24 protein-coding genes and 1 pseudogene are annotated in these 26365 nt (G+C 71.9%); 14 read left to right on the forward strand and 11 right to left on the reverse strand.

Annotation, left to right across the window (positions count from 1 at the left end; translation table 11 throughout):
• The 4 genes from ACYQ0U_RS18285 to ACYQ0U_RS18300 are packed head-to-tail and all read left to right on the forward strand — an operon-like array spanning window position 1 to window position 5279.
• Window positions 1-930 (forward strand): ABC transporter permease, encoded by a 930-nt coding sequence (locus tag ACYQ0U_RS18285; RefSeq protein WP_459975316.1) that lies wholly within the window; start codon window positions 1-3, stop codon window positions 928-930.
• Complete coding sequence (locus tag ACYQ0U_RS18290) at window positions 930-2207, forward strand: ABC transporter ATP-binding protein (protein ID WP_459975317.1); 1278 nt, start codon at window positions 930-932, stop codon at window positions 2205-2207. Before ACYQ0U_RS18285 ends, ACYQ0U_RS18290 begins: the two co-directional genes overlap by 1 nt.
• On the forward strand, window positions 2204-3586 hold the full coding sequence (locus ACYQ0U_RS18295) for an ABC transporter ATP-binding protein (RefSeq protein ID WP_459975318.1): 1383 nt from the start codon (window positions 2204-2206) through the stop codon (window positions 3584-3586). The genes ACYQ0U_RS18290 and ACYQ0U_RS18295 overlap by 4 nt, the downstream gene beginning before the upstream one ends.
• Window positions 3576-5279 carry an ABC transporter substrate-binding protein gene (locus ACYQ0U_RS18300; protein ID WP_459975319.1) on the forward strand — a complete coding sequence of 568 codons (1704 nt, stop codon included), beginning with the start codon at window positions 3576-3578 and terminating at the stop codon, window positions 5277-5279. Before ACYQ0U_RS18295 ends, ACYQ0U_RS18300 begins: the two co-directional genes overlap by 11 nt.
• 7 nt (window positions 5280-5286) lie before the next feature.
• On the opposite strand, the gene ACYQ0U_RS18305 is transcribed toward ACYQ0U_RS18300, so the two are convergent.
• Window positions 5287-6315, reverse strand: a complete 1029-nt coding sequence (locus ACYQ0U_RS18305; RefSeq protein WP_459975320.1) for a LacI family DNA-binding transcriptional regulator — start codon at window positions 6313-6315, stop codon at window positions 5287-5289.
• Between the two features lie 9 nt (window positions 6316-6324).
• Window positions 6325-7263 carry an ABC transporter substrate-binding protein gene (locus ACYQ0U_RS18310; RefSeq protein WP_459975321.1) on the reverse strand — a complete coding sequence of 313 codons (939 nt, stop codon included), beginning with the start codon at window positions 7261-7263 and terminating at the stop codon, window positions 6325-6327.
• 114 nt (window positions 7264-7377) lie between these two features.
• On the opposite strand from ACYQ0U_RS18310, the gene ACYQ0U_RS18315 reads away from it, so the two are divergent.
• The 3 genes from ACYQ0U_RS18315 to ACYQ0U_RS18325 are packed head-to-tail and all read left to right on the forward strand — an operon-like array spanning window position 7378 to window position 11073.
• Window positions 7378-8346 (forward strand): NAD(P)-dependent oxidoreductase, encoded by a 969-nt coding sequence (locus ACYQ0U_RS18315; RefSeq protein WP_459975322.1) that lies wholly within the window; start codon window positions 7378-7380, stop codon window positions 8344-8346.
• Window positions 8347-8350: 4 nt separating this feature from the next.
• Window positions 8351-9589: a M24 family metallopeptidase gene (locus ACYQ0U_RS18320; RefSeq protein ID WP_459975323.1), complete on the forward strand. Its 1239-nt coding sequence runs from the start codon at window positions 8351-8353 to the stop codon at window positions 9587-9589.
• A gap of 23 nt (window positions 9590-9612) precedes the next feature.
• Window positions 9613-11073, forward strand: coding sequence for an NAD-dependent succinate-semialdehyde dehydrogenase (locus tag ACYQ0U_RS18325; RefSeq protein WP_459975324.1), 1461 nt, complete (start codon window positions 9613-9615; stop codon window positions 11071-11073).
• A 224-nt stretch (window positions 11074-11297) separates the two neighbouring features.
• Here the strand turns inward: ACYQ0U_RS18325 and ACYQ0U_RS18330 are convergent, their stop codons facing one another.
• Window positions 11298-12203 carry a quinone oxidoreductase family protein gene (locus ACYQ0U_RS18330; protein WP_459975325.1) on the reverse strand — a complete coding sequence of 302 codons (906 nt, stop codon included), beginning with the start codon at window positions 12201-12203 and terminating at the stop codon, window positions 11298-11300.
• Entirely contained in the window at window positions 12200-12385 is a 186-nt protein-coding gene (locus tag ACYQ0U_RS18335; protein WP_459975326.1) for a citrate synthase family protein, read from the reverse strand. The genes ACYQ0U_RS18330 and ACYQ0U_RS18335 overlap by 4 nt, the downstream gene beginning before the upstream one ends.
• A gap of 114 nt (window positions 12386-12499) precedes the next feature.
• Between ACYQ0U_RS18335 and ACYQ0U_RS18340 the strand changes: the two genes are divergently transcribed.
• Genes ACYQ0U_RS18340 through ACYQ0U_RS18350 form a run of 3 tightly spaced genes read left to right on the forward strand, consistent with a single transcriptional unit; the run spans window position 12500 to window position 14237 of the window.
• A complete protein-coding gene (locus ACYQ0U_RS18340; protein WP_459975327.1) occupies window positions 12500-13363 on the forward strand; it encodes a DODA-type extradiol aromatic ring-opening family dioxygenase in 864 nt (287 codons plus the stop codon).
• A 55-nt stretch (window positions 13364-13418) separates the two neighbouring features.
• Window positions 13419-13781: a hypothetical protein gene (locus tag ACYQ0U_RS18345; protein ID WP_459975328.1), complete on the forward strand. Its 363-nt coding sequence runs from the start codon at window positions 13419-13421 to the stop codon at window positions 13779-13781.
• A gap of 60 nt (window positions 13782-13841) precedes the next feature.
• Entirely contained in the window at window positions 13842-14237 is a 396-nt protein-coding gene (locus tag ACYQ0U_RS18350) for a hypothetical protein (protein ID WP_459975329.1), read from the forward strand.
• Between the two features lie 94 nt (window positions 14238-14331).
• Here ACYQ0U_RS18350 and pgm read toward each other — a convergent pair whose 3' ends face one another.
• Window positions 14332-15960 (reverse strand): phosphoglucomutase (alpha-D-glucose-1,6-bisphosphate-dependent), encoded by a 1629-nt coding sequence (gene pgm / locus ACYQ0U_RS18355; protein ID WP_459975330.1) that lies wholly within the window; start codon window positions 15958-15960, stop codon window positions 14332-14334.
• A gap of 130 nt (window positions 15961-16090) precedes the next feature.
• Between pgm and ACYQ0U_RS18360 the strand changes: the two genes are divergently transcribed.
• Together ACYQ0U_RS18360 and ACYQ0U_RS18365 are read left to right on the forward strand one after the other, a co-directional pair.
• Window positions 16091-16702 carry a VC0807 family protein gene (locus tag ACYQ0U_RS18360; RefSeq protein ID WP_459975331.1) on the forward strand — a complete coding sequence of 204 codons (612 nt, stop codon included), beginning with the start codon at window positions 16091-16093 and terminating at the stop codon, window positions 16700-16702.
• Between the two features lie 74 nt (window positions 16703-16776).
• Entirely contained in the window at window positions 16777-18204 is a 1428-nt protein-coding gene (locus ACYQ0U_RS18365) for a hypothetical protein (protein ID WP_459975332.1), read from the forward strand.
• 16 nt (window positions 18205-18220) lie between these two features.
• On the opposite strand, the gene ACYQ0U_RS18370 is transcribed toward ACYQ0U_RS18365, so the two are convergent.
• The 5 genes and pseudogenes from ACYQ0U_RS18370 to ACYQ0U_RS18390 form a co-directional block, all read right to left on the reverse strand.
• On the reverse strand, window positions 18221-18631 hold the full coding sequence (locus ACYQ0U_RS18370) for a sulfatase/phosphatase domain-containing protein (protein WP_459975333.1): 411 nt from the start codon (window positions 18629-18631) through the stop codon (window positions 18221-18223).
• 34 nt (window positions 18632-18665) lie between these two features.
• Window positions 18666-19547: pseudogene (locus tag ACYQ0U_RS18375) on the reverse strand (sulfatase-like hydrolase/transferase); the annotation flags it as partial.
• 289 nt (window positions 19548-19836) lie between these two features.
• Window positions 19837-20775 (reverse strand): oxidoreductase, encoded by a 939-nt coding sequence (locus ACYQ0U_RS18380; protein ID WP_459975334.1) that lies wholly within the window; start codon window positions 20773-20775, stop codon window positions 19837-19839.
• A complete protein-coding gene (locus tag ACYQ0U_RS18385) occupies window positions 20772-21599 on the reverse strand; it encodes a maleylpyruvate isomerase family mycothiol-dependent enzyme (RefSeq protein ID WP_459975335.1) in 828 nt (275 codons plus the stop codon). Before ACYQ0U_RS18385 ends, ACYQ0U_RS18380 begins: the two co-directional genes overlap by 4 nt.
• Before the next feature lie 23 nt (window positions 21600-21622).
• Window positions 21623-22228 (reverse strand): LysE/ArgO family amino acid transporter, encoded by a 606-nt coding sequence (locus tag ACYQ0U_RS18390; protein ID WP_459975336.1) that lies wholly within the window; start codon window positions 22226-22228, stop codon window positions 21623-21625.
• Window positions 22229-22298: 70 nt separating this feature from the next.
• On the opposite strand from ACYQ0U_RS18390, the gene ACYQ0U_RS18395 reads away from it, so the two are divergent.
• Window positions 22299-23168 carry a LysR family transcriptional regulator ArgP gene (locus ACYQ0U_RS18395; RefSeq protein WP_459975337.1) on the forward strand — a complete coding sequence of 290 codons (870 nt, stop codon included), beginning with the start codon at window positions 22299-22301 and terminating at the stop codon, window positions 23166-23168.
• Between the two features lie 52 nt (window positions 23169-23220).
• Here ACYQ0U_RS18395 and ACYQ0U_RS18400 read toward each other — a convergent pair whose 3' ends face one another.
• Window positions 23221-25077 (reverse strand): acyl-CoA dehydrogenase, encoded by a 1857-nt coding sequence (locus ACYQ0U_RS18400; protein ID WP_459975338.1) that lies wholly within the window; start codon window positions 25075-25077, stop codon window positions 23221-23223.
• 185 nt (window positions 25078-25262) lie between these two features.
• Between ACYQ0U_RS18400 and ACYQ0U_RS18405 the strand changes: the two genes are divergently transcribed.
• Window positions 25263-26159, forward strand: coding sequence for a sulfite exporter TauE/SafE family protein (locus ACYQ0U_RS18405; protein WP_459975339.1), 897 nt, complete (start codon window positions 25263-25265; stop codon window positions 26157-26159).
• Window positions 26160-26365 lie beyond the last annotated feature (206 nt).

The raw sequence follows: 26365 nt of genomic DNA on the forward strand, positions 1-26365 counted from the left end.
ATGACCACGGTGCCCGACTCCATCCCGCAACGCGTCCCGTGGTCGTCCGGGTCGGCCGCGGTCGTGCGGACCAAGCGGTTCGCCGAGGTGTCGCGCGGCGTGCTGCGCAACCCGCTCACGATGCTCGGCCTCGTGATCGTCGTGCTGTTCCTGCTCGTCGCCGCACTCGCGCCATGGCTGACCGAGCCCAACCAGCCCGACCCCTACCAGATGCCCCGCGACTGGCAGGCGATCAGCGTTCCCCCGGGCACCGCGGGGCACCCGCTCGGCACCGACCCCACCGGCGGCGACGTTCTCTACGGGCTGATCTGGGGATCGCGGCTCTCGCTCCAGCTGTCGCTGACCGTGGTCCTGGCGACGCTCGTGATCGGTGCCATCGTCGGCAGCGTGGCCGGCATGGTCGGTGGGAAGGTCGACGAGGTCCTGATGCGGGTCGTCGACATCTTCCTGGCCATCCCGGAGCTGATCTTCGCGCTCGCGATCGCCGCGGTGCTAGGTCCGTCGTTCCGGAACATCCTCCTCGCGCTCGCCGTGGTGTTCTGGGTCAAGTACGCACGCATTGTCCGCGGCGAGATCATCCACGTCCGCCAGAACGAGTACGTCGAGGCTGCGCGGGCGATCGGTGACTCGAAGTGGAACATCTACCGCCGCGACGTCCTGCCGAACTGCATGACGCCGCTGATGGTCCAGGCGACGCAGGACATGGGAGGGGTCGTCCTCATCGGAGCGAGCCTGAGCTTCATCGGGCTGGCTGAGGCCGGCCTGACCGAATGGGGCGCCCTGGTGAGCATCGGCCAAGCTGGGATCGTCTCGGGCCAGTGGTGGGTCTCGACCTTCGCCGGCGCCGCGGTGTTCCTGTGGGCCCTGGCCTTCAACCTGATCGGCGACGGTCTCCGTGACGTCCTGGATCCCAAGACGGAAGGACGCTGATGGAGCGGCCGACGACGCCCGCGACGACGGCGGGCACCTCGGTCGACACCGCGCCGGTGGTGCGGGATCGGGCCGTCGGCGCGGTCGATGACTGGCTGCTGTCGGTCCGCGACCTGTGCGTCCACTTCGACACCTCACGCGGCACGGTGGAGGCGGTCGACGGAGTCTCGTTCGACCTCCGGCCCGGTGAGACCCTCGCGCTCGTCGGGGAGACCGGGTGCGGGAAGAGCGTCACCGCACGCTCCCTGATGCGGTTGGTGCCGACGCCCCCGGGGCGGTACCCGACCGGCTCGGTGCTCCTGCGCGAGCGGGACGGCGACGCGTCGACCGATCTGCTCCAGGCGCCGATGTCACAGATCAACCAGATGCGCGGTGACCGGATCGCGATGATCTTCCAGGATCCCGGGAAGGCGCTGAACCCCTCCCTCACCATTCGCCGGCAGGTCGGCGAGGTCTTCGGCGAGCACCGCTGGCGGACGATGCTCGAGCAGGCCGGTGTCGATCCCGAGCGTGCCGGACCGCTGGCGCGCCGCGTGGTCCGGCAGCGGGGCGGCCCGCTGTCACGCGGTGCGCTCAGGCTGCGTGACCGTTCGCTCGCCCGGCGGCTGAGCGAGCTGCTCGACCGATCCGTCGAACGTTCCCTGGCCGAGACCGGGATCCCCAACCCGCGCAAGGTGATGTCGAGCTACCCGCACGAGCTCTCCGGTGGCATGAAGCAGCGGGTCATGATCGCGCAGGCACTGGCCTGCGATCCCGACCTGCTCATCGCCGACGAGCCGACCACGGCACTCGACGTCACGATCCAGGCACGCATCCTCAACCTGATCGCGGACCTCCAGGCGCGCAGTGGAACGGCGGTCCTCTACATCACCCACGACCTCTCGCTGGTGCGCCAGCTCGCCGACCGGCTCGCGGTGATGTACGCCGGGCGGATCGCGGAGATCGGTCCGGTCGACGACGTGCTCGCTCGGCCACTGCATCCCTACACGGCCGGCCTCCTCGCGGCGATCCCGCACGCCCGGACAGGGCGGGGCGAGCTGGCGGCGATCCCGGGCACCGTTCCCCAGCTCGTCGCCCCTCCGCCGCAGTGCCACTTCCACACCCGGTGCTCGTTCTCGTCAGCTGCGTGCGGCGACACGGTCCCGATCCTCGCGCCCACCTCGGAGGCCGCTCACGCGGTCGCCTGCCTGCGGTATCCCCAAGCGGGCCAGCGTGCCCGGATCGAGCTCGACCGGCTGCCGGCAGCCGCCGCGCCCTCGACCGAGGAGGAGGCATGACTGCCGTGCAGGAGACCGGACTGCCCGACCGGGCAGGAGTGCCCGACCGGGACGACGTGATCACGCTGCGCGGCGTCGAGGAGCACTACCCGATCAAGCAGGGCGTGGTGCAGCGGGTCACCGGTCATGTCCACGCCGTCGACGGTGTCGACCTCTCGGTCCACCGCGGCGAGACCCTCGGCCTGGTGGGCGAGTCCGGCTGCGGCAAGACGACGCTGGGCCGGATCGTCGCGGGACTGGTGCGCACCACCGGCGGTGACGTGTACTTCGACCTCGACGCCGCCACTCGGGCCGAGCTCGACACCCTCCAGCAGCAGGAGCCGGATGACGCCGGACGGCGTCGGATCGAGGAGATCCGCCGGCACCACGCGCTCGGGGCGATGAGTCGCGAGCGCCAGCGCGAGTTCCGCCGCAACACCCAGGTGGTGTTCCAGGACGCCTTCAGCTCGCTCAACCCACGTCAGCTGGTCAAGGACATCGTCGGCCGCCCGCTCCGCGTCCACCGCGAGGCCTCCGGTGCCGACCTCAACGAGCGGGTCGTGACGCTCCTGGAGAGCGTCGGCCTGGGCCGCGAGCACCTGCTCCGCTATCCGCACCAGTTCTCCGGCGGTCAGCGACAGCGGATCTCGATCGCGCGCGCCATCGCCCTGAACCCCGACTTCGTCGTGCTCGACGAGCCGACCAGCGCACTGGACGTGTCGGTCCAGGCCCAGATCCTGAACCTGCTGGTCGACCTCCAGCGCCAGTTCGGGCTGACCTACCTGTTCATCACCCACGACCTCGGGGTCGTACAGCACATGGCCGATCGACTGGCCGTGATGTACCTCGGGAGGATTGCCGAAGTCGGACCGACCGGGCCGGTCTTCGACGATCCCGCCCACCCGTACACGCGCGTGCTCCGCGACTCGAACCCGACCCTGGACCAGGCTACGCTGCTCGGCTCCGGCCTACGGGGCTCCGTGCCCAACCCCGTCTCGCCCCCGAAGGGCTGCCGACTCCATCCCCGGTGCCCGGTGGCGACCGCGCGATGCGGCTGGGAGGTCGACGACGTGGTCGAGCTGCTCGAGATCGAGCACCCCGCCCTCAGCGAGCGGGTGACGACTGTCGAACGTGACTCGCGCACCCGCGGCATCGTCGTCCTCGACAGCGACGACGCCGCGGGCGAGGTCACGGAGATCGTCTCCTGCGAGTCCGGTCCTCTCGGTGCTGCCGTACGCGGCGTCCGGCGGGTCGACAACCGTGTGCATCTGGACTTCTCGGACATTGCAGAACCCCCACTGCTGAGGGTCGCCCCGGGGCGGGCAAGCGCCTGCATCCTCAGCCACGACCGAGCCGGCGAGAGCCGGCCGAGCTTGGAGGAACACAGCCATGACGACTAGCACTCGCGGCCCCGCACGCGCCGGGACCTGGACCGCGGTCGGCATGACGGCGATGGTGATACTGCTCGGGGCATGCACCGGGGCCGGCGGGCCACAGTCCGAGGACGACGGTGGCGCGGGCGGAGAGGTGCGCAACTCCGACGTGATCGTGCACCACCAGAATGGCGAGCCGGCCAGCCTCGACCCCGCTCGGGCGGAGCAGGGAGCCAAGGGCGAGGCGTTCATCGACAACGTGTACGAGCGGCTCGTCGACGTCGGTCCGGACAGCGCCGAGCTGATCCCCTCGCTCGCCACCGAGGTGCCGACCCAGGAGAACGGCTTGGTCAGTGAGGACCGACTGACCTACACGTTCCCCCTTCGCGAAGGGGTCACCTTCCACGACGGCACCGAGTTCGACGCCGAGGACGTCGTGTTCTCCTGGGAGCGCGTCATGACCATGAACCTGCCCGAGGGCCAGGCCTCCGTCCTCGTCGACAGCGTCGCCGACATGCGGGCCGTCGACCCCCGGACGTTCGAGGTGACCCTCGTGGAGCCGGACGCGTCGTTCCTCTACTCGGTGGTGCTCAACGGCGTCGCTTCCATCGTCAGCCCAGAAGCCGTCGAGTCCAACGGCGGCGTCGCTGCCGACACCCCGAGCGAGTGGATGGACACGAACATGGTGGGCACCGGGCCCTATGTGTTCGGCGAATGGCGACGCGGGGAGTCGTTGCTGATGACGGTGAACGAGGACTACTGGGGCGAGCCCGCCCAGCTCGACGTCCGGTGGGAGATCACGCTGGAGGAGAGTGCTCGGGTGCTCGCCCTTCGGGCGGGGGATGCCGACATCATCGACATCTCGCCGTCGAACGTCAGCGACGTCGCCGGCACCGCGGGCATCGAGATCTACGAGAACGGCCTGCTGCTGGAGCCGATCCATCTCGGCTTCAACATGCGGGCGCCGAGTGACGCGCTGCCGAGCGACGACACGATCCCGGGGGACTTCTTCGCCGACGTCCGGATCCGCCAGGCGTTCAGCCACGCCTTCGACTACGACACCTACATCAACTCGTTCCTCGACGGGTACGGCGCCCGCTACCCGGCCTACATCCCCCGGGGGGTGTTCGGCTACGACCCCGATGCGCCGCTCTACGAATACGACCCCGAGCGCGCGGCCGAGCTCCTCCAGGAGACCGAGTACTGGGAGGACGGCTTCACCGTGTCCGTGCTCGTCCAGTCCGGTGAGCCGGAGTTCGAGGGGGTTGCGCTGCTGATGAAGGACGGCATCGAGGCCCTCAACCCGAAGTTCTCCGTGCGGGTCGTGACCCAGGCGGAGACGCAGTTCGACGAGGCTCTCGGGTCGGACCCGGTTCCGTTCGCGCTGTGGGTCAAGAACGCGGACCCCGGTGCGGATCCCCACCAGTTCTTCGACCCGCTGCAGCACCCCGACGGAGACTGGGGCAGCAAGCACGGCTTCCGCGATGCCTACGCCGACCCCGACCGGATCGCGGAGTTGATCGACGCGGGCAAGGCCACCGTCGAGCCGGCCGAGCGCGAGGAGATCTACTCCGAGCTCCAGCAGCTCCTGCACGACGACCCGATGTGGGTGTACGCCGCGCAGGAGGGACTCGCGTACCCCTACCGGAGCTGGCTCACCGACTTCGTCGTGAACCCGCTGTGGCGCGGACCGCACTACGAGTACTACGGGAAGGGCTGACCGTGTGTCACCGCGTGCCGGCGCTGGGGGGCGAGGTCGAGCCGCGCTGGACGAGGATCAGAGGTAGCAGCACCGTCCTCGGCGGCCGGGACGGCTCGGCGAGCGACTCGAGGAGCATGCGGGCAGCCTCCGCCCCGACCCGGTGGTGAGGGATGGCGACCGTGGTCAGCGGCGGACGGAGCTTGTCGAGGAAGGGCATGTCGTTGAAGCCGACGACCGAGACCTCACCGGGGCAGGCGATCCCGCGCCCAGCGAACACGTCGTAGCAGCCGAGCGCGAGCAGGTCGTTGCCGGCGACGACGGCCGTGAAGTCGGTGCCGTCGTCGAGGGCGGAGGCGAGCGCTCGCGCACCCTCGGCCTCGCTCCACTGCTCGCAGGTGCGGACGAGGGCGTCCTCGTCAGCCAGGCCCAGCTCCCGGACGATCGCGCGGTGGGCACGCAACCGGACGACACCGGTCGAGGTGTCGGGCGGGCCAGCCAGGTGGAGGATCCTGCGATGTCCGAGTCCGGCGAGGTGGCGAACGGCGAGCTCGATGCCCGCGGAGTCGTCCGGGCCCACGGACGAGACGTCGAGATCGTCGGCGCGACGGTTCACCAGCACCATGGTCGTTCCCTCTTCGTGCAGACGCGAGAGGAAAGGGTGCTCCAGGCGCGCGGTGGCCACGATCAACCCCTCGACCTGCCGCGAGCGGAGCATGTCCACCTGGGTGGTCTCGCGCTGCGGGTCGTTGTCGGTGTTGACGATGAGCGCGCTGTAGCCGGCCTCGCCGAGCACGTCCTCGATGCCGCGGACGATCGGCGGGAAGAGCGGATTGGTGAGGTCGGGCAGGACGACGCCGACCGTGCCCGACTTCGCCGTCTTGAGTCCGCGCGCAATCGGGTTGGGTCGATAGCCGAGGCTCTCGGCGGCACGCAGGACGCGTCGGGCAGTGTCGACGTTGACCAAGGTCCGCGTCGCGGGGTTGAGCGCCCTCGATGCCGTCGCAGTGTGGACTCCGGCGGCGTCGGCGACGTCACGCAGGGTCGGGGACGGCACGATCGAATCCTACGGCCCCGCCGCAGGGGGAGCCGCGGGCAGCATGAGACCGCTCGCGGGATCCAGCGCCGACTCGAGCACGTCCCGGCCGTCGATGATCTCGGGCAGGTGTCGCTGTCGCAGCGCGACCGCGGTTGCCAGGCCGGCGCGGTCGTCGCTGCCGTCGAGCACCAGGCCCTGGTCGGGGTCGCGCAGCCGATCGACGTATCGCTCGGCGAGCTCCGGGGAGAGCCGGAGCGCCTCGGCGGCCTCCCGCGCGGCGGCCCGTGCCCCCTGGTCGGAGTGCACGGCCTCCCGGGCGCCTCGGAGTGCTCCGACCAGCGCCTGTGCGGCCGGCAGGTGCTCCTCGCCGAGCACGGCCAGAACCGTGCCGAGGTACGGCGCGCAGACGTCGGCCGCGCCCGCCACGCGGAGGCAGCCGGCCTCCTCCGCGCGCAGCTCGTTGCCGGCGTTCAGCATGGTGGCGTCGCACGCGCCGTCGAGCAGGGCGGTGAGGCGCCTCGGGGTCGAGCCGAGGGAGACCAGCTCGTACTCGTCGCGCCCGACACCCAGCGACTCCGCGATCGCGTACAGGGCCAGCGCGAAGCCCGAGTTCGGCACGTCGACGCCGACCCGCTGGCCGCGCAGCGCGTCCGCCGCGGCGAGCCCCGGTCGGGCGTACAGGGCCAGGCCGAGTCCCCGGTCGATCGGCTCGACCACGTGTGCGTCCAGCACGGCTCCCAACGGGTTCGCCGGGCTGAACCGGTAGCCGAGGACGTTGTCGGGACTGGTGATCGCGAGATCCAGCTCGCCGTCGCGCAGCGACGTGAACTGAGCCGGCGACGAGGCTACGGGACGCTCGAGGACGTCGAGACCCGCCTCGGCCAGCAGCCCCAGCCGCCGCGCCAGCCGGAGCACCACCGACGGGCTGAACGTTCCCACCCGGACCCTCGGCACCGCGGCTGTCATGTCGTCCTCCGGTCTCCGGTGCCCGTGTTCTGCATTCGATTGCGAGCCTTTGATGTTTGACGCAGGCCCCACTGTAGCCTACGGTTCTACAAACGATTGCAACGAGGAGCTCTCATGCCCAAGACCCCGCCTCCGGAGGACCGCGACCGGTCCCCCGCGGCCCCCCTGACCGTGGGCTGGATCGGCGCCGGCCGGATGGGCGCCGCGATGGCCGGCCGCCTGGCGAAGGCCGGCGAGGACGTGACGGTCTGGAACCGCACCCGCTCCAAGGCCGAGGCGCTCACCGAGGTCGGGTGCAAGGTCGCCGACACGATCGCCGACCTGCGCGGACTCGACGTGGTCTTCACGATGGTCTCGACCCCGGCCGACCTCGAGCAGGTGCTCGTCGGTGAGGGCGCCCTCCTGGCCGACCCCGCGAACGTCCCCGGCATGGTCGTCGACTGCTCGACGGTCTCCACCGAGGCGTCCGCCGAGATGCGCACCGCCTGCGTCCAGCGGGGCGTCGACTTCCTGTCCTCCCCGGTGAGTGGCAACGGCAAGGTCGTGAAGGCCGGCGGCCTCACCCTGGTCGTCTCCGGTCCGGAGGAGGCCTACGAGAGGGTCGCGCCGCTGCTCGACCACCTCGGCAAGGGCGCGACGTACGTCGGCGACGGCGAGCTCGCCCGTCTCGCGAAGATCTGCCACAACGTGATGCTCGGCGTCGTGACCCAGAACCTCGCCGAGATCACGGTGCTCGCCGAGAAGGGGGGCATCCCGCGTGCGGCGTTCCTCGAGTTCCTCAACAACTCCGTCATGGGCTCGGCGTTCACCCGCTACAAGTCACCGGCATTCGTGAACCTCGACTTCGCCCCGACCTTCACGCCGATCCTGCTGCGCAAGGACTTCGACCTCGGCTTCGCGGCCGCCCACGACCTCGACGTCCCGATGCCCGTCGCCGCCGCTGCGGCCGCCGCCGTCCAGGCGAGCGTGAGCAGCGGCCGGGTCGAGGAGGACTTCGCGATCCTGCTCGAGCTCCAGGCGCACAGCTCCGGCATCGAGCTCAAGCCGGAGAACGTGCCGGTCGACGACGGGCTGGGCGGTTGACCGCGTGACCGGCCCGATCCCCGCACCGGGGCACATGGGAGTCGACTACGAGGAGCGGGTCGACTTCGACCGGCTGCGCCAGTACCGGCTCGGCCGGGCCCAGGCCGCCCTCGAGAGCAGTGAGTGCGGTGCGTTCCTGCTCTTCGACTTCTACAACATCCGCTACACCACGCAGACCTGGATCGGCGGCGCGCTCGGCGACAAGATGATCCGCTACGCGCTCCTCGCGCGCGGCAAGGAGCCGGTCCTGTGGGACTTCGGGTCCGCGGTCAAGCACCACAAGAAGCACAGTCAGTGGGTCCCGGCGGAGAACTACCGGGCCGGCTTCCTCGGCTTCCGCGGCGCTGTCGCGCCGTCGGTCGGGCTCATGGCCGACGCCGTCGCGGAGATCAAGTCGCTGCTCGTCGAGGCCGGCGTGGCGGACCAGCCCGTCGGCATGGACATCGTCGAGCCGCCGTTCCTCTTCGAGATGGAGCGGCAGGGCCTGCGCGTGGTCGACGCCCAGCAGCTGATGCTGGACGCGCGGTGCATCAAGAGCCAGGACGAGATCGTCCTGCTCAACCAGGCGGCCGCGATGGTCGACGGCGTCTACCAGGACATCTTCGAGGCCCTCAAGCCCGGGACGCGCGAGAACCAGATCGTCGCGCTCGCCAACCAGCGTCTCTACGAGATGGGCTCGGACGAGGTCGAGGCGGTCAACGCGATCTCCGGCGAGCGGTGCAACCCGCACCCGCACAACTTCACCGACCGCCTGATCCGCCCCGGCGACCAGGCGTTCTTCGACATCATCCACTCCTTCAACGGCTACCGGACCTGCTACTACCGCACCTTCGCGGTCGGCAGCTCGACGCCGGCGCAGCGCGACGCCTACGCCAAGGCGCGCGAGTGGATGGACCGTGGCATCGAGGGCATCACGGCCGGCGTCGGCACCGACGAGGTCGCCGCGCTGCTGCCGGCCGCCGAGGAGTTCGGCTTCGGCAGCGAGATGGAGGCGTTCGGCCTCCAGTTCGCGCACGGCCTGGGCCTCGGCCTGCACGAGCGCCCGATCATCTCCCGGCTCAACTCGATGAAGGAGCCCGTCGAGCTCCAGGTCGGCATGGTCTTCGCGCTCGAGACCTACTGCCCCGCCTCCGACGGCATCTCCGCGGCGCGGATCGAGGAGGAGATCGTCGTCACCGAGGACGGTCCGAAGATCCTCACGCTCTTCCCCGCGCAGGAGCTCGTCGTCGCCAACCCGTACTAGTACCTCGGAAAGGCCCTTCCCTGATGGGTGACTTCTCGCTCGACCAGATCTCCGACCTGCCGCTCGACCTCTACGTCGGCGGCAAGGTGGTGTCCGCCTCCGACGGCGGCCGCTTCGACGTCCTCGACCCGGCGACCGGCGGGGTCATCACGACGGTCGCGAACGGCACCGTCGAGGACGCGCTCGCCTGCGTCGACGCCGCCGACGCCGCGGCCGCCGGCTGGGCCGCGACCGCCCCGCGCGAGCGGGCCGAGATCCTGCGGACGGCGTTCGAGCTGATGACCGGGCGCCGCGAGGAGATCGCCCACCTCATCTCGCTGGAGAACGGCAAGGCCCTCTCCGACGCACGCGGTGAGACGGCGTACGCCGCCGAATTCTTCCGCTGGTACGCCGAGGAGGCGGTCCGCGCCTCCGGCCAGGTGATGACCGCGCCGTCGGGCGCGAACAGGATCGTGGTCCTCCAGCAGCCGGTCGGCATCGCCGTGCTGGTGACGCCGTGGAACTTCCCCGCCGCGATGGCGACCCGCAAGATCGGTCCCGCACTGGCCGCCGGGTGCACGGTCGTCCTCAAGCCCGCCTCGGACACCCCCCTCACCGCGCTGCTGATGGCGAAGATCCTCGAGGCCGCCGGTGTCCCCGCCGGCGTCGTCAACGTGCTGCCCGCCCGCCGCTCCGGCGAGGTCGTCTCCGCGATGCTGCACGACCCGCGCGTGCGCAAGCTGTCCTTCACCGGCTCGACCGAGGTGGGTCGGGTGCTCCTCAAGGAGGCCGCCGACCAGGTCGTGAACTGCTCGATGGAGCTCGGCGGCAACGCCCCCTTCCTCGTCCTCGCCGACGCCGACCTCGACGCCGCCGTCGACGGTGCGATGATCGCGAAGATGCGCAACGCCGGCGAGGCCTGCACCGCCGCCAACCGCTTCTACGTCCACGCCGACGTCGCCGACGAGTTCTCGCGACGGCTCGCCGACCGGATGGCCGCGCTCCGCGTCGGCCCGGGCACCTCCGACGACACCGAGGTCGGCCCTTTGGTGAACGAGCAGGCGGCCGTCTCCGTCCACGAGCTGGTCTCCGGCGCCGTTGCGTCCGGCGCGCGCGTGTTGACCGGCGGCAGGCGCCCCGACCGCGAGGGGTTCTACTACGAGCCGACCGTGCTGCTCGACGTAGCTGTCGGCGCGGACATCCTCGGCGAGGAGATCTTCGGCCCCGTCGCCCCGATCATCACCTTCACCGACGAGGCCGACGCGATCCGGATGGCCAACGACACCGAGTACGGCCTGGTCTCCTACGTCTACACCCGAGACCTCGCCCGCGGGCTGCGCGTCAGCGAGCAGCTCGACTCCGGCATGGTCGGCCTCAACCGCGGCCTCGTCTCCGACCCCGCCGCGCCCTTCGGCGGCACCAAGCAGTCCGGCATCGGCCGCGAGGGCGGCCACGAGGGCATGCTCGACTACCTGGAGTCGAAGTACGTCGCTGTGTCCTGGTGATGCAGTGGCGAGACGTCATACGGATCGAGCCAACGGTGCTCTGTGAAGTGTCAGCACTGCGCTGACACCTGAAGCCCGAGGACCTCGCCGACGCCGGAGGTGGCGGGTCGCGATGGCCGCGAAGCTCGCGGCAGCGGTGGCTGCCTGTGCGACGGATCCGGGTCAGGGGCACGCCGCGCGACGTGCCGAGGCCGCCTGAGCCGTGGTGGTCGGGCCGGTCGCCGTCAGCTAAAGGCGACGACCGCGCGCCCGGCGACCTCGCCGCGGAGCTGCCGGGTCCAGGCCGAGGCGACCTCGTCGAGGCCGAACACCTCGTACGGCGCGGTGAGCCGCCCCGCCTCCGCGTGGATCTCGATCTGCTGCAGGGCGTCGTACCGCTGCTCGGCGGTGAGGTCGTTGTTGGTGTAGCCGCGCACCTCCCGCGACCCGCTGCGCAGGTGCGCGGAGGAGTACGACGCGGTGGGGCCGGCGCTGCCGCCGAGGTTCACCAGCCGGCCGCGGGGCGCGAGGCAGAGCGCGGCCGCGGACGAGGGCACCCCGCACAACGGGTCGAGCACCAGGTCGACCTCGCCGACCACCTCGCGCATCCGTCCGGCCAGGGCCTCGGCGTCGTCGTCGTGACCCAGCGGGACGAACCCGTCCGCGCCCAGCGCGCGGGCGGCGTCGCCGGCTCCGGGCTCGATCGCGGCGGCGTACACGGCGCCCGCGCCCTGGAGCCGGGCGGCCTGCACCGCCACCGTGCCCACGACGCCGCTGGACCCCAGCACGAGCACGCGCTCGCCCGCCCGCAGCGCCCCGCGCCACGACAGCGCCGTCCACGCGCCGATCGCGGAGAGCCCGAGCGCCGCGAGCTGCGCGTCGGGCAGCGCCCCGGAGACCGGCACCAGGTCGGCGTCGGGCACCACCGCCAGCTCGGAGGACCGCACGACGCCGACCCCCTGGACGCCGGGGACGTACGGCGTCGCGGGCTCGCCGAAGTATGAGGTGCCGCTCGCGCAGAGCAGGTCCAGGGGCGTGATCGGCGCGGCGGTCACCGCGACCAGCGCCTGACCCGGTCCGGGGGTGGGGGCCTCGACCTCGCCCACCCGCGGCGGCTCACCACACTGGTGGATCCGGGCCGCGCGCATCATGCCTCCGTGGCCGGGTCCACGTAGACCGCGTTGCGGTCCACGGTCATGTAGACGTCGTTGGCCACGGGCCGCCGGATCTCCTCGGCGATGTGACCGAGCAGGCCCGCGCAGCGGGCCAGCAGCACGGTGCCGCGCAGCAGCTGCTGCGGGATCCCGAGGTCGGCCAGCGCCGCGCCGCTCACGCCGGCTCCGTTGAGCGGGAGAGTCCGGCCCAGGCCCGGCACGAACCGGCCGGCCTCGCGCTGGCGGCGAACGGCGGCCGTCGCGACCTCGTCCCAGCCCGCCTCGTCGTCGGGGTGGGTTCGTTCTTCTACAAGACCAGCCAGCTGCCCCCAGAGGAGGCGCCGCCGTTCGCGGCGGACTGGGTGCGCAAGGTGGAGGCCTACCGGGAGACGCTGACCCGGGCGCAGCCGGACGTGCTGGTCATGGTCGGCTCCGACCACTTCCACCAGCTCTGGCTGGACAACATGCCGCAGTTCCTCATCGGCAGGGCGCCGTACTACGACGGCAACTGGGAGAACGAGATGCGGGAGTTCGGCCTCCCCAAGCTGTTCTTCCGGGGCCACGAGGAGCTTTCGGCGTACATGCTCCGCGAGGGGATCGACCGAGGCTTCGACCTCGCGTTCTCCAACGAGCTGCGCGTCGACCACTCGATCACCTGCCCGATCTTCACGGTGCGGCCGCAGAACGACCTGCCGATCGTGCCGATCTACACCAACATCTTCGCCCCGCCGCTGCCGCGCCCCGAGCGGTTCGTGCAGCTGGGCAAGACGATCCGGGAGATCATCGACTCTTGGCCGAGCGAGCTGCGCGTGGCGGTCATCGGCACCGGCCACCTCTCGCTCGAGCTCGGCGGCCCGCGCCAGTTCGGCCCGCACGGGCCCGACCCCGAGTTCGACGCGCAGGCCGTGCGGTGGATCGCCGACGGTGACATCGACGGCTGCCTGGCCAACGTCACGCTCGACAGCCTCCACGCGCCGGGCAACGCCACCCACGGCTTCATGGACTTCATGCTGATGATGGGCATCGCGGGCTACGCGAAGGCCGACTACGCCGACAACCTCGACCTGTTCCACACGATGGAGGCGTACTTCGCCTGGTACCCGAACCCGGACCTCATCGCGGCCCCGCCGCTGGCGTCGAGGGGAGCACTCCTGTGAACTCACCCCACGCAATCGCTCCGCTGGCGCTCCACGATTCCGAGGGGACCCCGAGATGAGCAAGTACCTCGTCAACAAGTTCCTCTTCACCGTCGACCGCGACGCCGAGCTCACCGAGCGCTACCGCGAGGACCCGGCCGGCACGGTCGCCTGGTGGGAGACCGAGGAGGCCAACCGGATCCTCAACTGCATCGCGGCCGAGAAGAGCACCTGGCTCTCGTTCACCGACGAGGAGCGGGCGGCGCTCGCCGGCCACGACCACGTCGCGCTGGTCGAGCTGGGCGCCCACCCGTTCCTCACGCTGACGCTGTGGATCGCGATGTTCGAGCGCGACTTCGACGAGCCGCTCGGCATGCAGCTCGACTACGCCGCCAAGCTCGCCCACCTCAGCCTGCCGTACCCGGACATCGCGACCTGAGCGGTCCCGCGGTCGGTGTCGAACGCCGGCGTCGACCGCGGGGCATGGCACCCTGAGGCCATGCGCTTCACCGAGCACGAGCTGACCGCGGCGCTGAACGGGGCCGCGAAGAGCATCCTCGCCGCCCAGGACAGGGCGGTGCGCAAGGGCAGGCGGAGCGTCGACGACGCCTGGGACGGGCTGGCGCCGTACGCCCGCTTCACCCTGCTCGACGGCCTCGGTGACCAGCTGCTGCCCGTGCTGGTCTCGCTCCCGGACGTCGACGTCGAGCCCGGCACCCGTCCTTCGTTCACCGACGCCCAGATCACGGCCGCTGTCGAGGAGCGGATGGGCAGCGAGAAGGGCATGCGCCGCGCCGTCCTGGTCAAGGCCCGCACCACCCTGGTCAAGATCGCGCTCGCCCACGTCCCGCCGCGGCAGGACCCGGACGCGCTGGTCGTGCCCGACCACCTCTGACCGCCCGCTGTAACGCCGGGTTATCTGCTCCTCCCACCGGGTTGCACACTCCTGGGAGGAGCGAATAACCCGGCGTTACATGCGACGGGCCGGCTCAGCCCAGCGCCGCATTGACCACCTCGCGCGCCTCCTCCTGCACCTGCGCGAGGTGCTCGGGGCCGCGGAAGGACTCGGCGTAGATCTTGTAGACGTCCTCGGTGCCCGACGGGCGGGCGGCGAACCACGCGGACTCCGTGGTCACCTTGAGCCCGCCGATCTTGGCGCCGTTGCCGGGCGCCTCGGTGAGCTTGGCGGTGATCTCCTCGCCCGCCAGCGACGTCGCGGTCACCGCCGAGGGCGACAGCGCCGAGAGGGCCGCCTTCTGCTCGCGGTTCGCCGGGGCGTCGATGCGGGCGTACGCCGGCTCCCCGTGCCTCGCCACGAGCTCGGCGTAGTGCGCGGACGGTGTCTTCCCCGTCGTCGCCAGGATCTCCGAGGCGAGCAGGGCGAGGATGATGCCGTCCTTGTCGGTGGTCCACGTCGAGCCGTCCCGGCGGAGGAACGACGCGCCGGCGGACTCCTCGCCGCCGAAGCCGAACGAGCCGTCGATGAGGCCGGGCACGAACCACTTGAAGCCGACCGGCACCTCGACCAGCTCGCGGCCGATGTCGGCGGCCACCAGGTCGATCATCGACGACGACACCAGCGTCTTGCCGATCCGCGCCGAGTCCGGCCAGCCGGGGCGGGCGCCGCCGAAGAGGTAGCCGATCGCGACCGCGAGGTAGTGGTTGGGGTTCATCAGGCCGGCGTCCGGCGTCACGATGCCGTGCCGGTCGGCGTCGGCGTCGTTGCCGGTCGCGATGTCGTACGACGACCGCTGCGCGATCAGCGACGCCATCGCCGAGGGCGACGAGCAGTCCATCCGGATCTTGCCGTCCCAGTCGAGCGTCATGAAGCGCCAGGTCGGGTCGACGAGCGGGTTCACCACGGTGAGGTCCAGCCGGTGCCGCTCGGCGATCTCGCCCCAGTAGGCGACCGACGCCCCGCCGAGCGGGTCCGCGCCGATGCGTACGCCGGCCTGGCGGATCGCGTCGATGTCCAGCACCTGGGGCAGGTCGTCGACGTAGGTCCCGAGGTAGTCGTAGGCACCGGCGTGCGCCCGCGCCCGTGCGAACGGGATCCGCCTCACGTCCGCGAGCCCGCCGCGGATCAGCTCGTTCGCGCGCTGCGCGATCACCGACGTGGCGTCGCTGTCGGCCGGGCCGCCGTGCGGCGGGTTGTACTTGAAGCCGCCGTCGGCCGGCGGGTTGTGCGAGGGCGTGACCACGATGCCGTCGGCGGTGCCGCCGCCGCGGTTCGCGCGGAGGATCGCGTGCGAGACCGCGGGCGTCGGCGTGTAGCCGTCGCGGTCGTCGACGAGCACGGTCACGTCGTTCGCGGCCAGCACCTCGAGCGCCGTGGCCCACGCCGGCTCCGAGAGTCCGTGGGTGTCGCGGCCGAGGAACAGCGGGCCGTCGTACCCCTGCTCCCGGCGGTGGTCCACGATCGCCTGGGTCGTCGCGAGGATGTGCGTCTCGTTGAACGCCGTCCGCAGCGACGACCCGCGGTGGCCACTGGTGCCGAACGCCACCTGCTGGTCGGGGTCCTCCGGGTCCGGGACCCCCGTGTAGTACGACGTCACCAGGTGCGCGACGTCGACCAGGTCGGAGGGCTCGGCGGGCTGTCCGGCGCGCGGGTCGCTCATGTCGTCATAGTGCCCCATCGGGCCACGCGCGTCCGCGTCACGTTTGCCGGTCCCGGGCGCGGGCACCGGACGCTGGATGCCCGCGACGCTGCTCGAGACTCCTGTCCACCACCGCCCGACCCTCGGCGCCGTGGCGCGACGCGTCTCGACCAGCCTCGTGATCGCGTGTGCGGTCCCGGCCGTGGTCTTCTACACGACCTTCCGCGTCCTCGGCGTCTGGCCGGCGATCTTCGCCGCGCTGGGCTGGGCGTACGGCGCGATCTCCTGGCGCTCGCTCACCGGCCGCCGCCCGTCGGGACTCCTTGTGCTCGCCGCCGCGGTGATGACCGGCCGCACGCTGATCGCGCTGATGGCCGACAGCACGTTCCTGTACTTCCTCCAGCCGGTGATCACCGACGCGCTCATCGGGACCGCGTTCCTGGTGTCCCTCGGGCGCGGGCGGCCCGTCGTGGCCCGGCTCGCGGGCGACTTCTACCCGATGGACGACGAGCTCTCGGTGCGCCCGGGGATCCAGCGCCTCTTCCGGCACCTGACGCTGCTCTGGGCGCTGCTGGCGCTCGGCAAGGCCACGATGACGCTGTGGCTGCTGACCTCCCAGTCGCTGGAGACGTTCGTGCTCGTGAAGAGCGTCGCGGTCCTCGGGATCAACGGCTCCGCCGTCGCGGCGACGAGCGGCCTGGCCGTGCTGGTCGGGCGCCGCGAGGGGCTGATCAGCCCCGCCGGCGCGGCCCCGTCGTCCTGACCCGCGCCGACACCGCACCGGCCGAGCGCGAGATCCACGGCCGAGGGCCTGCCGACGCCTAGCCTGGGGGCGAGATGAGGTTCGCGCGCACGGCCACCCTGGTGGGGGTGGGAGTCCTGTGGTGGGCCGTCGGCCCGCTGGTGCTGGTGCTCGCCGCCGGATCCCTCTACAGCCGATCGGTCCGCGCCTGGCTGCGCCCGACCCGGCGGGTGACGGCGGTCTGGGTCGCCGCGGTCCTCGCCCTGGCCGGCCTCGCCTGGGTCGTGCCCGACGGCTGGGTGCGGATGCCGCCGGGTCCCGGCGCGCTGGTCACCCCGTCGTACCTCGGCCGCCCGGCGATCGTGAACGTCGAGCACGTCGACGCGCCCCTCGGTGAGTCGCCGCAGGTGACCACCAAGTCGTACGGCGTCGCCGAGTGCCGCGAGGTGCGGTTCGACGACCACGGGCGGCTGGTGACGGTGTGCGGCGCGGTGCTGCGGCTGCTCGACCCGGAGTCGCTGCGCCAGCTCGCGACCAAGGACCTGCCGCCCGGTTGTGAGCCGGTGTTCGAGGTGGCCGGCGGCCGCGTGCTGGTCGCCACCGGCGACCGTCGGGTGCTCGCGATCACGACGGCCGACGCGGAGGGCGAGCCCGACCTCACCACCGCGGCGACCGTCGACCTGACCGACCGGCTGCCCGACGGCGACTGCGTCACCGGCATCGCGCCCGACGGCCACGGCGGTCTCTGGTTCGCCAGCCACGACGGCGTCGTCGGGGTGGTCGCCGGTGGACGCACCCGGGTGCTCGACCTCGACGACACCGTCACCCGGCCGGTCACGGCGACGGTCGACGGGGTGTACGTCGCCGGCTCCGGCGCCCTGCACAAGGTGGTCCTGCACGCCGGCAAGCCGGTCGAGGCCTGGGCGGCGGCGTACGACGACGGCGGCGAGCGCGGCAGCGCGCCGGTCGTGCTGCCGTCGGGCCTGGTCGCCCTCGCCGACGTCCGCGACCCGCGGCTCCAGGTCGTCGTCCACCGCGGCGACACCGGCGACGTGGTCTGCCGGACCGAGGTGTTCGACGACGACTCCGGCGCGACCGACGGCGGGCTGGTCGCGGCCGGCGACGGGCTGCTCGTGCAGAACTCCGACGGGTACGGCGGTCCGCTCTCCACCACGCTCGGCCGCACCACCACCGGCGGCCTCGCGCGGGTCGACGTGCTCGGCGGGGCCGACGGCGAGTGCGCGGTCACCTGGCAGTCCGCCCTCGACGCCCCCAGCGGCGCCCCGGCCGTCTCGACCGCCGTCGGCCTGGCCTACGCCTACACCAAGCGGCACAGCTGGCTCGGCGTCAACGCGTGGTACCTCACCGCGATCGACCTCGACACCGGCCGCGCCGTCTGGGCCCGCCGTACCGGCCTCGGCCTCCTCCGTGACAACCACCACGGCGCCGTCACCCTCGGCCCGGACGGCTCGGTCTACGTGCCCGTGCTCGGTGGGTTCGTGCGGGTGCGCGACCGGGGCTGAACGCCCGTGGCGGGCGTCACGACGGAGCCGTCGGACGCGGCAGCGGCGGGACGCGGCGCCGGCACTCCCGGCCCGCGCAGTCCTGGAGCGTCTCGACGAGGTGGAGTTGGAGGAGGTGCCGGATGCGGGAGTGGCGGCGGTCGTCGTACACGTTGGTCAGCTGCCACGGATCACGACGACGGTCGTACAGCTCCCGGAACGGCGGCTCCTGCCACCGCACCAGCGTGTAGCGGCGGGTCCGGACGGCCCGGTACTGCCAGGCGCGTCGCTGGACCTCCGCGCCCGACCCCGCCTGGACGAGCAGCGCCCGGTCCCGCTGCGGCGCGTTCGCGACGAGGTACGGCGTGAGGTCGATGCCGTCGGGTTTCCGCATCGGCGTCGCCCCGGTGAGCCCCGCGATCGTCGGCGCCAGGTCGACCGTGGCCACCGTCTGGCGGCGCCGCTCCCCCCCGCGGGATGCCCGGCCCGCGGACGAGCAACGGCACCCCGAGGGCCTCCTCGTACGGCACGTTCTTGCCGGTCAGCCGGTGCTCGCCGAACAGGTAGCCGTTGTCGGAGGTGAAGAGCACGACCGTGTCGTCCAGCTCGCCGGTGCGTTCGAGCTCCGCGACGATGCCCGCGACCGCCTCGTCGAGCGCGGCGAGCGTGCGGATGCGCTGGGTGAACAGGTGCTGCTGCTCCTGGGGCGACACGGGTCGGCGCCGGATCGCGGGCGGCTTGTCCGACACGTCCCGCTCGTTGAACGACGGTGAGTCCAGCGAGGGGAGGGCGACGTCCTCCAGGATGTCGGCGTGCCGGTCGGCCGGGGGCGGCGGGGCCGAGCACGTCCTCGAGCTGCCGCCGTCGCACGTCCCGTGGGGCGCGATGAAGCTCGACCAGAGGAAGGACGGGGGGTCGCCGGCGCTCAGGTCCCCGACCAGATCCTTCGCCTGCTGGGCCACGGTGTCGGTGTGGTAGTCCTCGGGCCCGAACCGGACCAGCTCGCCGGCGGCGTACTGGACGAACGAGTGGTAGTCGCCCGGGAGCCCGACGCCCCGATCGCCGTCGGGCGACTGCAGCCCGACGATCGGGCGCCAGCGGTCCCAGCCGGGCTCGGGGCCGTCGTCCTCGTCGTACCCGTGCAGGTACTTGCCCACGAACGCTGTGGAGTAGCCCGCCGCGTGCAGCCAGACCGGCAGCGCCGCCGAGGGGTCGAGGCTCTCGTGGCCGCCCCAGGGCGGGGCGTTCGTGCGTACCCCGTTGTTGTGGGCGTACTGGCCGGTGAGCATCTGGGCGCGGGAGGGGCTGCAGTTGGGGTGCGGGGCCACCATGTCGGTGAACGTCACACCGGCCCGGCCCAGCACGCGTCGGGTCTTCGGCAGCCACCGCAGGTCCGACTCGTCTGGTCGTCAGAGGTGATCAGAACGATGTTCGGGCGCTCGGCAGCGCGCTCGGTCCGCGCTTCGGCCGCGTGCGCCGGCGCTTGGACGAGCGTCGCCGGCGTCAGGCCCGCCGTGGCCGCCAGCAGCGGGGGCAGCCCGGCGAGGAGCCGGCGACGAGGGTCGCGTGGACGTGGGCGGCATGGGCCATGCTCGCACGCAGGGGGCGGCGCCGGGCGGACTCCCGCCGTGCGGCGACCGAGCGGTCCCACGGTCAGGGGTAGCTGATCCCCGTCGTCTCCTCGCTCAGCTGCCACAGCCGGCGCTGGGCGGTCTCGTCGTGGGAGAGCCTGCTGGAGGTGGTGACCCGGGGCCGGCCGCCGCCCTCGAGGAAGCCGTCCGGCCCGACGTAGGTCCCGCCGGGGAGCCCGGCGGTCGCGGCCATGAGCGTCGGCCACGCGCCCCGCTCGGGGGTGTTGGGCGAGATCAGCTTGATCGCGCCGTCGAGGATCGAGGCGCGGCCGCCGGCGGCGCGGCCGTACTGGCCGTTCGCGGCCAGGTGGGTCGAGGCGAAGCCGGGGTGCGCGGCCAGCGCCCGCACCGGCAGCTCGGCCCGGCGGCACCGGCGCTCCAGCTCGTAGGTGAAGAGCAGGTTCGCGAGCTTGGACTGCGCGTAGGTCGGCCATGGCTGGTAGCGCCCGTGCTGCACCCGCGGGTCGTCGAGCGGCGCCTTCCGGGCCACGCGGTGCATCTGCGATGACACCGTCACCAGGGTCGCGTCCTCGCTGTCGACCAGCTGCGGCAGGAGCAGGCCGGTGAGCAGGAACGGCCCGAAGTGGTTCGTCGCCATCTGGAGCTCGAGGCCGTCGGCCGTGCGCTCGTACGGCGTTCCCATGACGCCGGCGTTGTTGACCAGCACGTCGATCGGGCCGAGGGCCGCGGCCTCGGCCGCCGCCCGGCGTACCGATGCGAGGTCGGAGAGGTCGACCACCAGCGACTCGAGCGACGCCGAGGGCACCTCCTCGAGGATCGCGGCCCGGGTCTCGGCGACCCGCTCCGCGCGCCGGCCCGCGAGCACGACGTGGGCGCCGCGCCGGGCCAGCTCCAGCGCGGTGAACTGCCCCAGCCCGCCGACGGTCGTGCCGGTCACGAGGATCGTGCGGCCGCCCTGGGGCGGGATGTCGGCCGGGTCCCAGCGGTCGGCCGCGGTCACGGGGTCGTCGCCAGCGCGTCGAGCAGGCGCTGCCCGAGGTCCCGGTCGCCCTCGACCTCGACCGTGCCGGGCTCGGGATCGCAGCGGCCGCCGGCCAGCCGGATGAACGCCTCGCGGTCCATCCGCAGCCGCACCGTCGGCTCGCCGGGTACGTCGGACAGCCGCTCGCCCCGCCCGGCGTCGTCGACCGCGTAGGCGAACGGCGCGCTGCCCTCCATCTCCAGCACGGCGGTCGTGCCGGCCGGGGCGCCCAGCCGCTTGGCGAGCACGTAGCCGAGGCTCTCGGCGAGGTACTCGGCCGTGTGCCTCGCCGCCGGCGAGTCCATGCCGCCGGGCCGGTCGACCGCGCGGCGGACGTCCTGCTCGTGCATCCAGACGTCGAGCGGGCGGTTGCGCAGCAGCGTGCGCCAGTCCCAGGGCACGCCGCCGAAGATCGGGTCGGGCTTCGCGGAGCCGTCGGTGGGCGGGTCGGCCAGCAGCGCCGTGTGCCGCGCGGTGGCGGCCGACCGGATCTCGTTGATGATCGCGTCCGGGCTGGCGTCGCGGCGGTTGACCACGCCGACCTCGGTGTAGAGCCCCATCATCCCGGTGACGTGGTCGGGCTCGCCGACCTCGGCGGTCTCCTCGCGGCCGCCGGCGAGGATGGCCTCGAGGTGCGCGATGTGCGAGGCCACCGCCTTCACGTCCCAGCCGGGCAGGTCGGTCGGCGTCGCCCACTCCGCCTCGTCGAGCTCCTCGAGGAGGTCGGTGAAGTCGTTGATCGCCCGCCACCACACGTCGACGTACTCACTCAGCACCTGCTGGTCGGTCATGTGGTCGGTCATGCCACCGACACTAGAAGACAGGGTCAGCCCAGCGCGAGGGAGAGTGCGATGGCCAACATGGTCAGGCCGATCAGCACGTCGAGCACCTGCCACGCCCGCGGCTGCGCGAGCAGGCCGCTGGCCCGCCGGGCACCGAAGCCGAGGCCGCAGAACCACAGCAGGCTCCCGACGCACGCGCCGACCGCGAACCACCAGCGGCCCACGGGGCCCTCGTGGTTGGCGATCGACCCGAGCAGGAGCACGGTGTCGAGGTAGACGTGCGGGTTGAGCCAGGTGAGCGCGAGGGCGCGCACGACGACACCGCGTCGGGTCAGCCGGGCGCCGCCGCCGTTCGCGTGCAGGGACTCGGCCTTGCGCGCGCGCAGCAGCGAGCTGACGCCGTACCAGGTCAGGAACGCGACGCCGAGCCAGCGGATCAGGTCGATCGCCCACGGCGCGCGCTCGACGATGGTCCCGATGCCGGCGACGCCGGCGGTGATGAGGACGATGTCGGAGACCGCGCAGATCGCGACGACCAGGCCGACGTGCTCGCGCGCGAGTCCCTGCCGCAGCACGAACGCGTTCTGCGCGCCGATGGCCACGATGAGCGAGAGGCCGGTGACCACGCCGGCGAGCAGGGAGTCGAGCACCCGGCCAACGCTAGGGCTCCGGCCCGGTGAAGGCCAGCGAAAGATATTCAGCAACCATTAGCATTTCTTCATGGACCTCGCACCGTCCCAGCTCGCCGCCCTGGTCGCGATCGCCGACCACGGCACGTTCGAGGCCGCGGCACGGGCGCTGCACGTGACGCCGTCCGCGATCAGCCAGCGGATCCGCGCGCTCGAGTCGCAGGTCGGCCGGGTGGTCGTGCAGCGCACGACGCCGTGCCGGCCCACCGAGGACGGCGAGGTGCTGCTCCGGCTGGCCCGGCAGACCCGGCTGCTCCACGACGAGGTCCGCGACGCGCTCGCGCACGGCCACACCTCGGTCGTGGACCTGCCGCTCGCGGTGAACGCCGACTCGCTGGCCACCTGGTTCCGCGGCGCGGTCGCCGAGGTCGCCGGCTGGGGGGACGTCGTGCTCCGGCTGCACGTCGAGGACCAGGCCTTCTCCGCCGGCCTGCTGCGCAGCGGCGGCGTCCTGGCCGCGGTCACCTCGGAGCCGACGGCGGTGCAGGGCTGCTCGGTCGAGCGGCTCGGCGTGCTGCGCTACGTGCCGGCCGCGACGCCCGAGGTCGCTGCGCGGTACCGCCGGGGCCGAGGCCCGGACTGGTCGGCGATGCCGGTCGTCGTCTTCAACGAGAAGGACCTGCTCCAGCACGAGGTGCTGGCCGGTCGCGGCGTGCCGGCGCCGCCGGTCGTGCACCGGGTGCCGACGTCCGCGGACTTCCTCGAGGCGGTCTGCCTCGGGCTCGGCTGGGGGATGATCCCGGAGCCGCAGCTGCGGGTCGAGCGCGACCGGCTGGTGCCGCTCGTCGGCCGGCTGCACGTCGACGTACCCCTGCACTGGCAGCGGTGGCGGCTCGACTCACCGGTCCTCGACCGGCTCACCGACGCCGTACGCCGGGCCGCCCGCGACGTCCTGAAATAGCCGAGTCGGCGCAGCTTCAGCTGAAGCTGCGCCGACTCGGGTGGAACAGGGGTCAGAAGGCGGACTCGTCGAGGTCCATCAGGTCCAGCCCGACGCCCTCGGCGATGGCGCGCTCGGAGGAGATCTTCGGCAGGACGTTCTGGGCGAAGAACTGCGCCGCGGCGACCTTGCCCTCGTAGAACGCCTGGTCCTTGCCCGGGTCGCCGCCCAGCTTCTCCAGGGCCACCTCGGCCTGGCGGAGCAGCAGCCACGCGCAGACGACGTCGCCGAGCACCATCAGCAGGCGACTGGTGTTGAGGCCCACCTTGTAGATGTTGCGGACCTCGTCCTGGGCGGACATCAGCTCGTTGATCATGTGGCCGACGATCGCCTGGGCGTCGTCGAGGGCGGTGGCGAGCAGCTCGCGCTCGTTCTTGAGGCGACCGTTGCCGGCCTCGCTGTCGATGAACTTCTTGACCTCGCCCGCCAGGTGGCCCAGCGCGGCGCCCTGGTCCTTGACGATCTTGCGGAAGAAGAAGTCCTGGCCCTGGATCGCGGTCGTGCCCTCGTAGAGGGTGTCGATCTTGGCGTCACGGACGTACTGCTCGATCGGGTACTCCTGCAGGAAGCCGGAGCCGCCGAAGGTCTGCAGCGACTCGGTGCCCAGCAGCACCCACGAGCGCTCCGAGCCGTAGCCCTTCACGATCGGGAGCAGCAGGTCGTTGACCTTCTCGGCCAGCTCGTCGCGCTCGCCGTTGTGCTCGGCGACCATCACCTGGTCCTGCCAGGTGGCGGTGTAGAGCACGAGGGCGCGCATCGCCTCCGCGAACGACTTCTGCGTCATCAGCGAGCGGCGTACGTCGGGGTGGTGGGTGATCGTCACACGCGGCGCCGTCTTGTCGGCGGACTGCGTGAGGTCGGCGCCCTGGACGCGCTCCTTGGCGAACTCGAGCGCGTTCAGGTAGCCGGTCGACAGCGTCGCGATGGCCTTGGTGCCGACCATCATGCGGGCGTTCTCGATGACCTGGAACATCTGCGCGATGCCGTTGTGGACCTCGCCGAGGAGGTAGCCGACGGCCGGCTCGCCGCCGCCGACGCCCGGGTCGCCGAAGGTGAGCTCGCAGGTGTTGGACACCTTGATGCCCATCTTGTGCTCGACGTTGGTGACGTAGACGCCGTTGCGCTCGCCGAGCTCACCGGTCTCGAGGTCGAAATGGTACTTCGGCACGACGAAGAGCGAGAGCCCCTTGGTGCCGGGTCCGCCGGCGCCCTCGACGCCGACCGGGCGGGCCAGGACCAGGTGGATGATCTGGTCGGTGAGGTCGCTCTCGGCGGAGGTGATGAAGCGCTTGACGCCCTCGATGTTCCAGGTGCCGTCGTCGTTCTGCGTGGCCTTCGCGCGGCCCGCGCCCACATCGGAGCCGGCGTCCGGCTCGGTCAGCACCATGGTGGTGTTCCACCCTCGGTCGACGACCAGCTGGGCGATCTTGCGGTCGCGCTCGTTGCCGTTGCGGTGGAGCACGCCGGCGAACATCGGACCGGCGCCGTACATCCAGATGGCCGGGTTGGCGCCGAGCACCAGCTCGCCCATCGCCCAGCAGATGCTGGAGGGGGCCGGGGTGCCGCCGAGGTCGGCGAAGGTGGTCAGGCGCCAGTACTCGGCGTCCATCCAGGCCTGGTAGCTCTTCTTGAACGACTCCGGCACCGGGGCGGTGTTGGTCGTGGGGTCGAAGACCGGTGGGTTCCGGTCGGCGTCCTCGAAGGACGCCGCGAGGTCCTCGCGGGCGAGGCGGTCGACCTCGGCCAGGATCGAGCGGGCGGTGTCGGTGTCCACCTCGGCGAACGGGCCGGTGCCCAGCACCTGGTCGCGGCCGAACACCTCGAAGAGGTTGAACTCGATGTCGCGGATGTTGCTCTTGTAGTGGCTCACGGCCCCACCTTCACGTTGCTTACTCGTCGGTAACACCAAGGGTACGTACCCATCAGTAACCCCGCAACCGGCGCCGGTCAAACCCGAGATCTGGGAAAGTGATCGGCAATACCCTGCAAAAGCGATAGTTGTGGCAAACTTGATCGAGTCACTGGACTCAACCGACTCAAGGGTGCAACTCGAACATGCGCAAGCTCATCGTCCTCGGCGTCGTCGGCCTCCTCGCCCAGCTCATCGACGGCTCGCTCGGCATGGCCTACGGCGTCACGTCGTCCACGCTGCTGCTGGCCGCCGGCGTCGCGCCGGCCGCTGCGTCGGCCGCCGTGCACTTCTCCGAGATCGGCACGTCGATGGTGTCCGGCATCGCGCACCACAAGCTCGGCAACGTCGACTGGCGGACCGTGTCGATCCTCGCGGTCCCGGGCTTCGTCGGCGCGTTCGCCGGCGCGACGTTCCTGGCCAGCCTCGACGGCGACACGGCCAAGCCCTGGGTCGCGGGCATCCTGCTCGCGCTTGGCGGGTACGTCGTGTGGCGGTTCCTGGTCCTCGGCGGCCGCCGCCCGACGTTCAAGTCGCGCCCGTCCGCGGGCTTCCTCGCCCCGATGGGCGTGGTCGGCGGTGCGCTCGACGCGATCGGCGGCGGTGGCTGGGGCCCGGTGGGCACCACGACGCTGCTCTCCTCGGGCCGGCTCGAGCCGCGGAAGGTGATCGGCTCGATCGACACCTCCGAGTTCGTCGTCGCGGTCGGTGGCTCGCTGGGCTTCCTGTTCGCGCTGGGCGCGCAGGGCATCCACTGGGAGTACGCCCTCGCGCTGCTCGCCGGTGGCGTGATCGCCGCGCCGATCGCGGCCTGGCTGGTCAAGAAGCTCGCTGCCCGGGTGCTCGGCGTCGCGGCCGGCGGCCTGATCATCCTCACCAACTCCAAGACGATCGCCGAGGCGCTGGGCGCCTCGACCAACCAGGTCATCGCGCTCGCGGTCACCGTGGCGATCCTCTGGATCAGCGGCATCGTCTGGGCGGTCAAGCAGGAGCGCCGCTCCCGCCGCCTGGCGACGGAGCAGCAGGAGCTGGTCGCCGCTTGACCGACACCGCGGACGGATTGACCATGAAAGCACTTGACGTAGTGGTCAATCCGTCTCGAAGGTGACGCTCATGCGCAAGCTGGTCCTGCTCGCCCTGCTCGGCCTCGCCGCCCAGCTGGTCGACGGCTCGCTGGGCATGGGTTACGGCGTCACTCCGCCACGCTGCTGGTCGCCGGCGGGCTCGGGCCCGCCGCGGCCAGCGCCGC

The organism is Nocardioides pyridinolyticus (assembly GCF_054653575.1).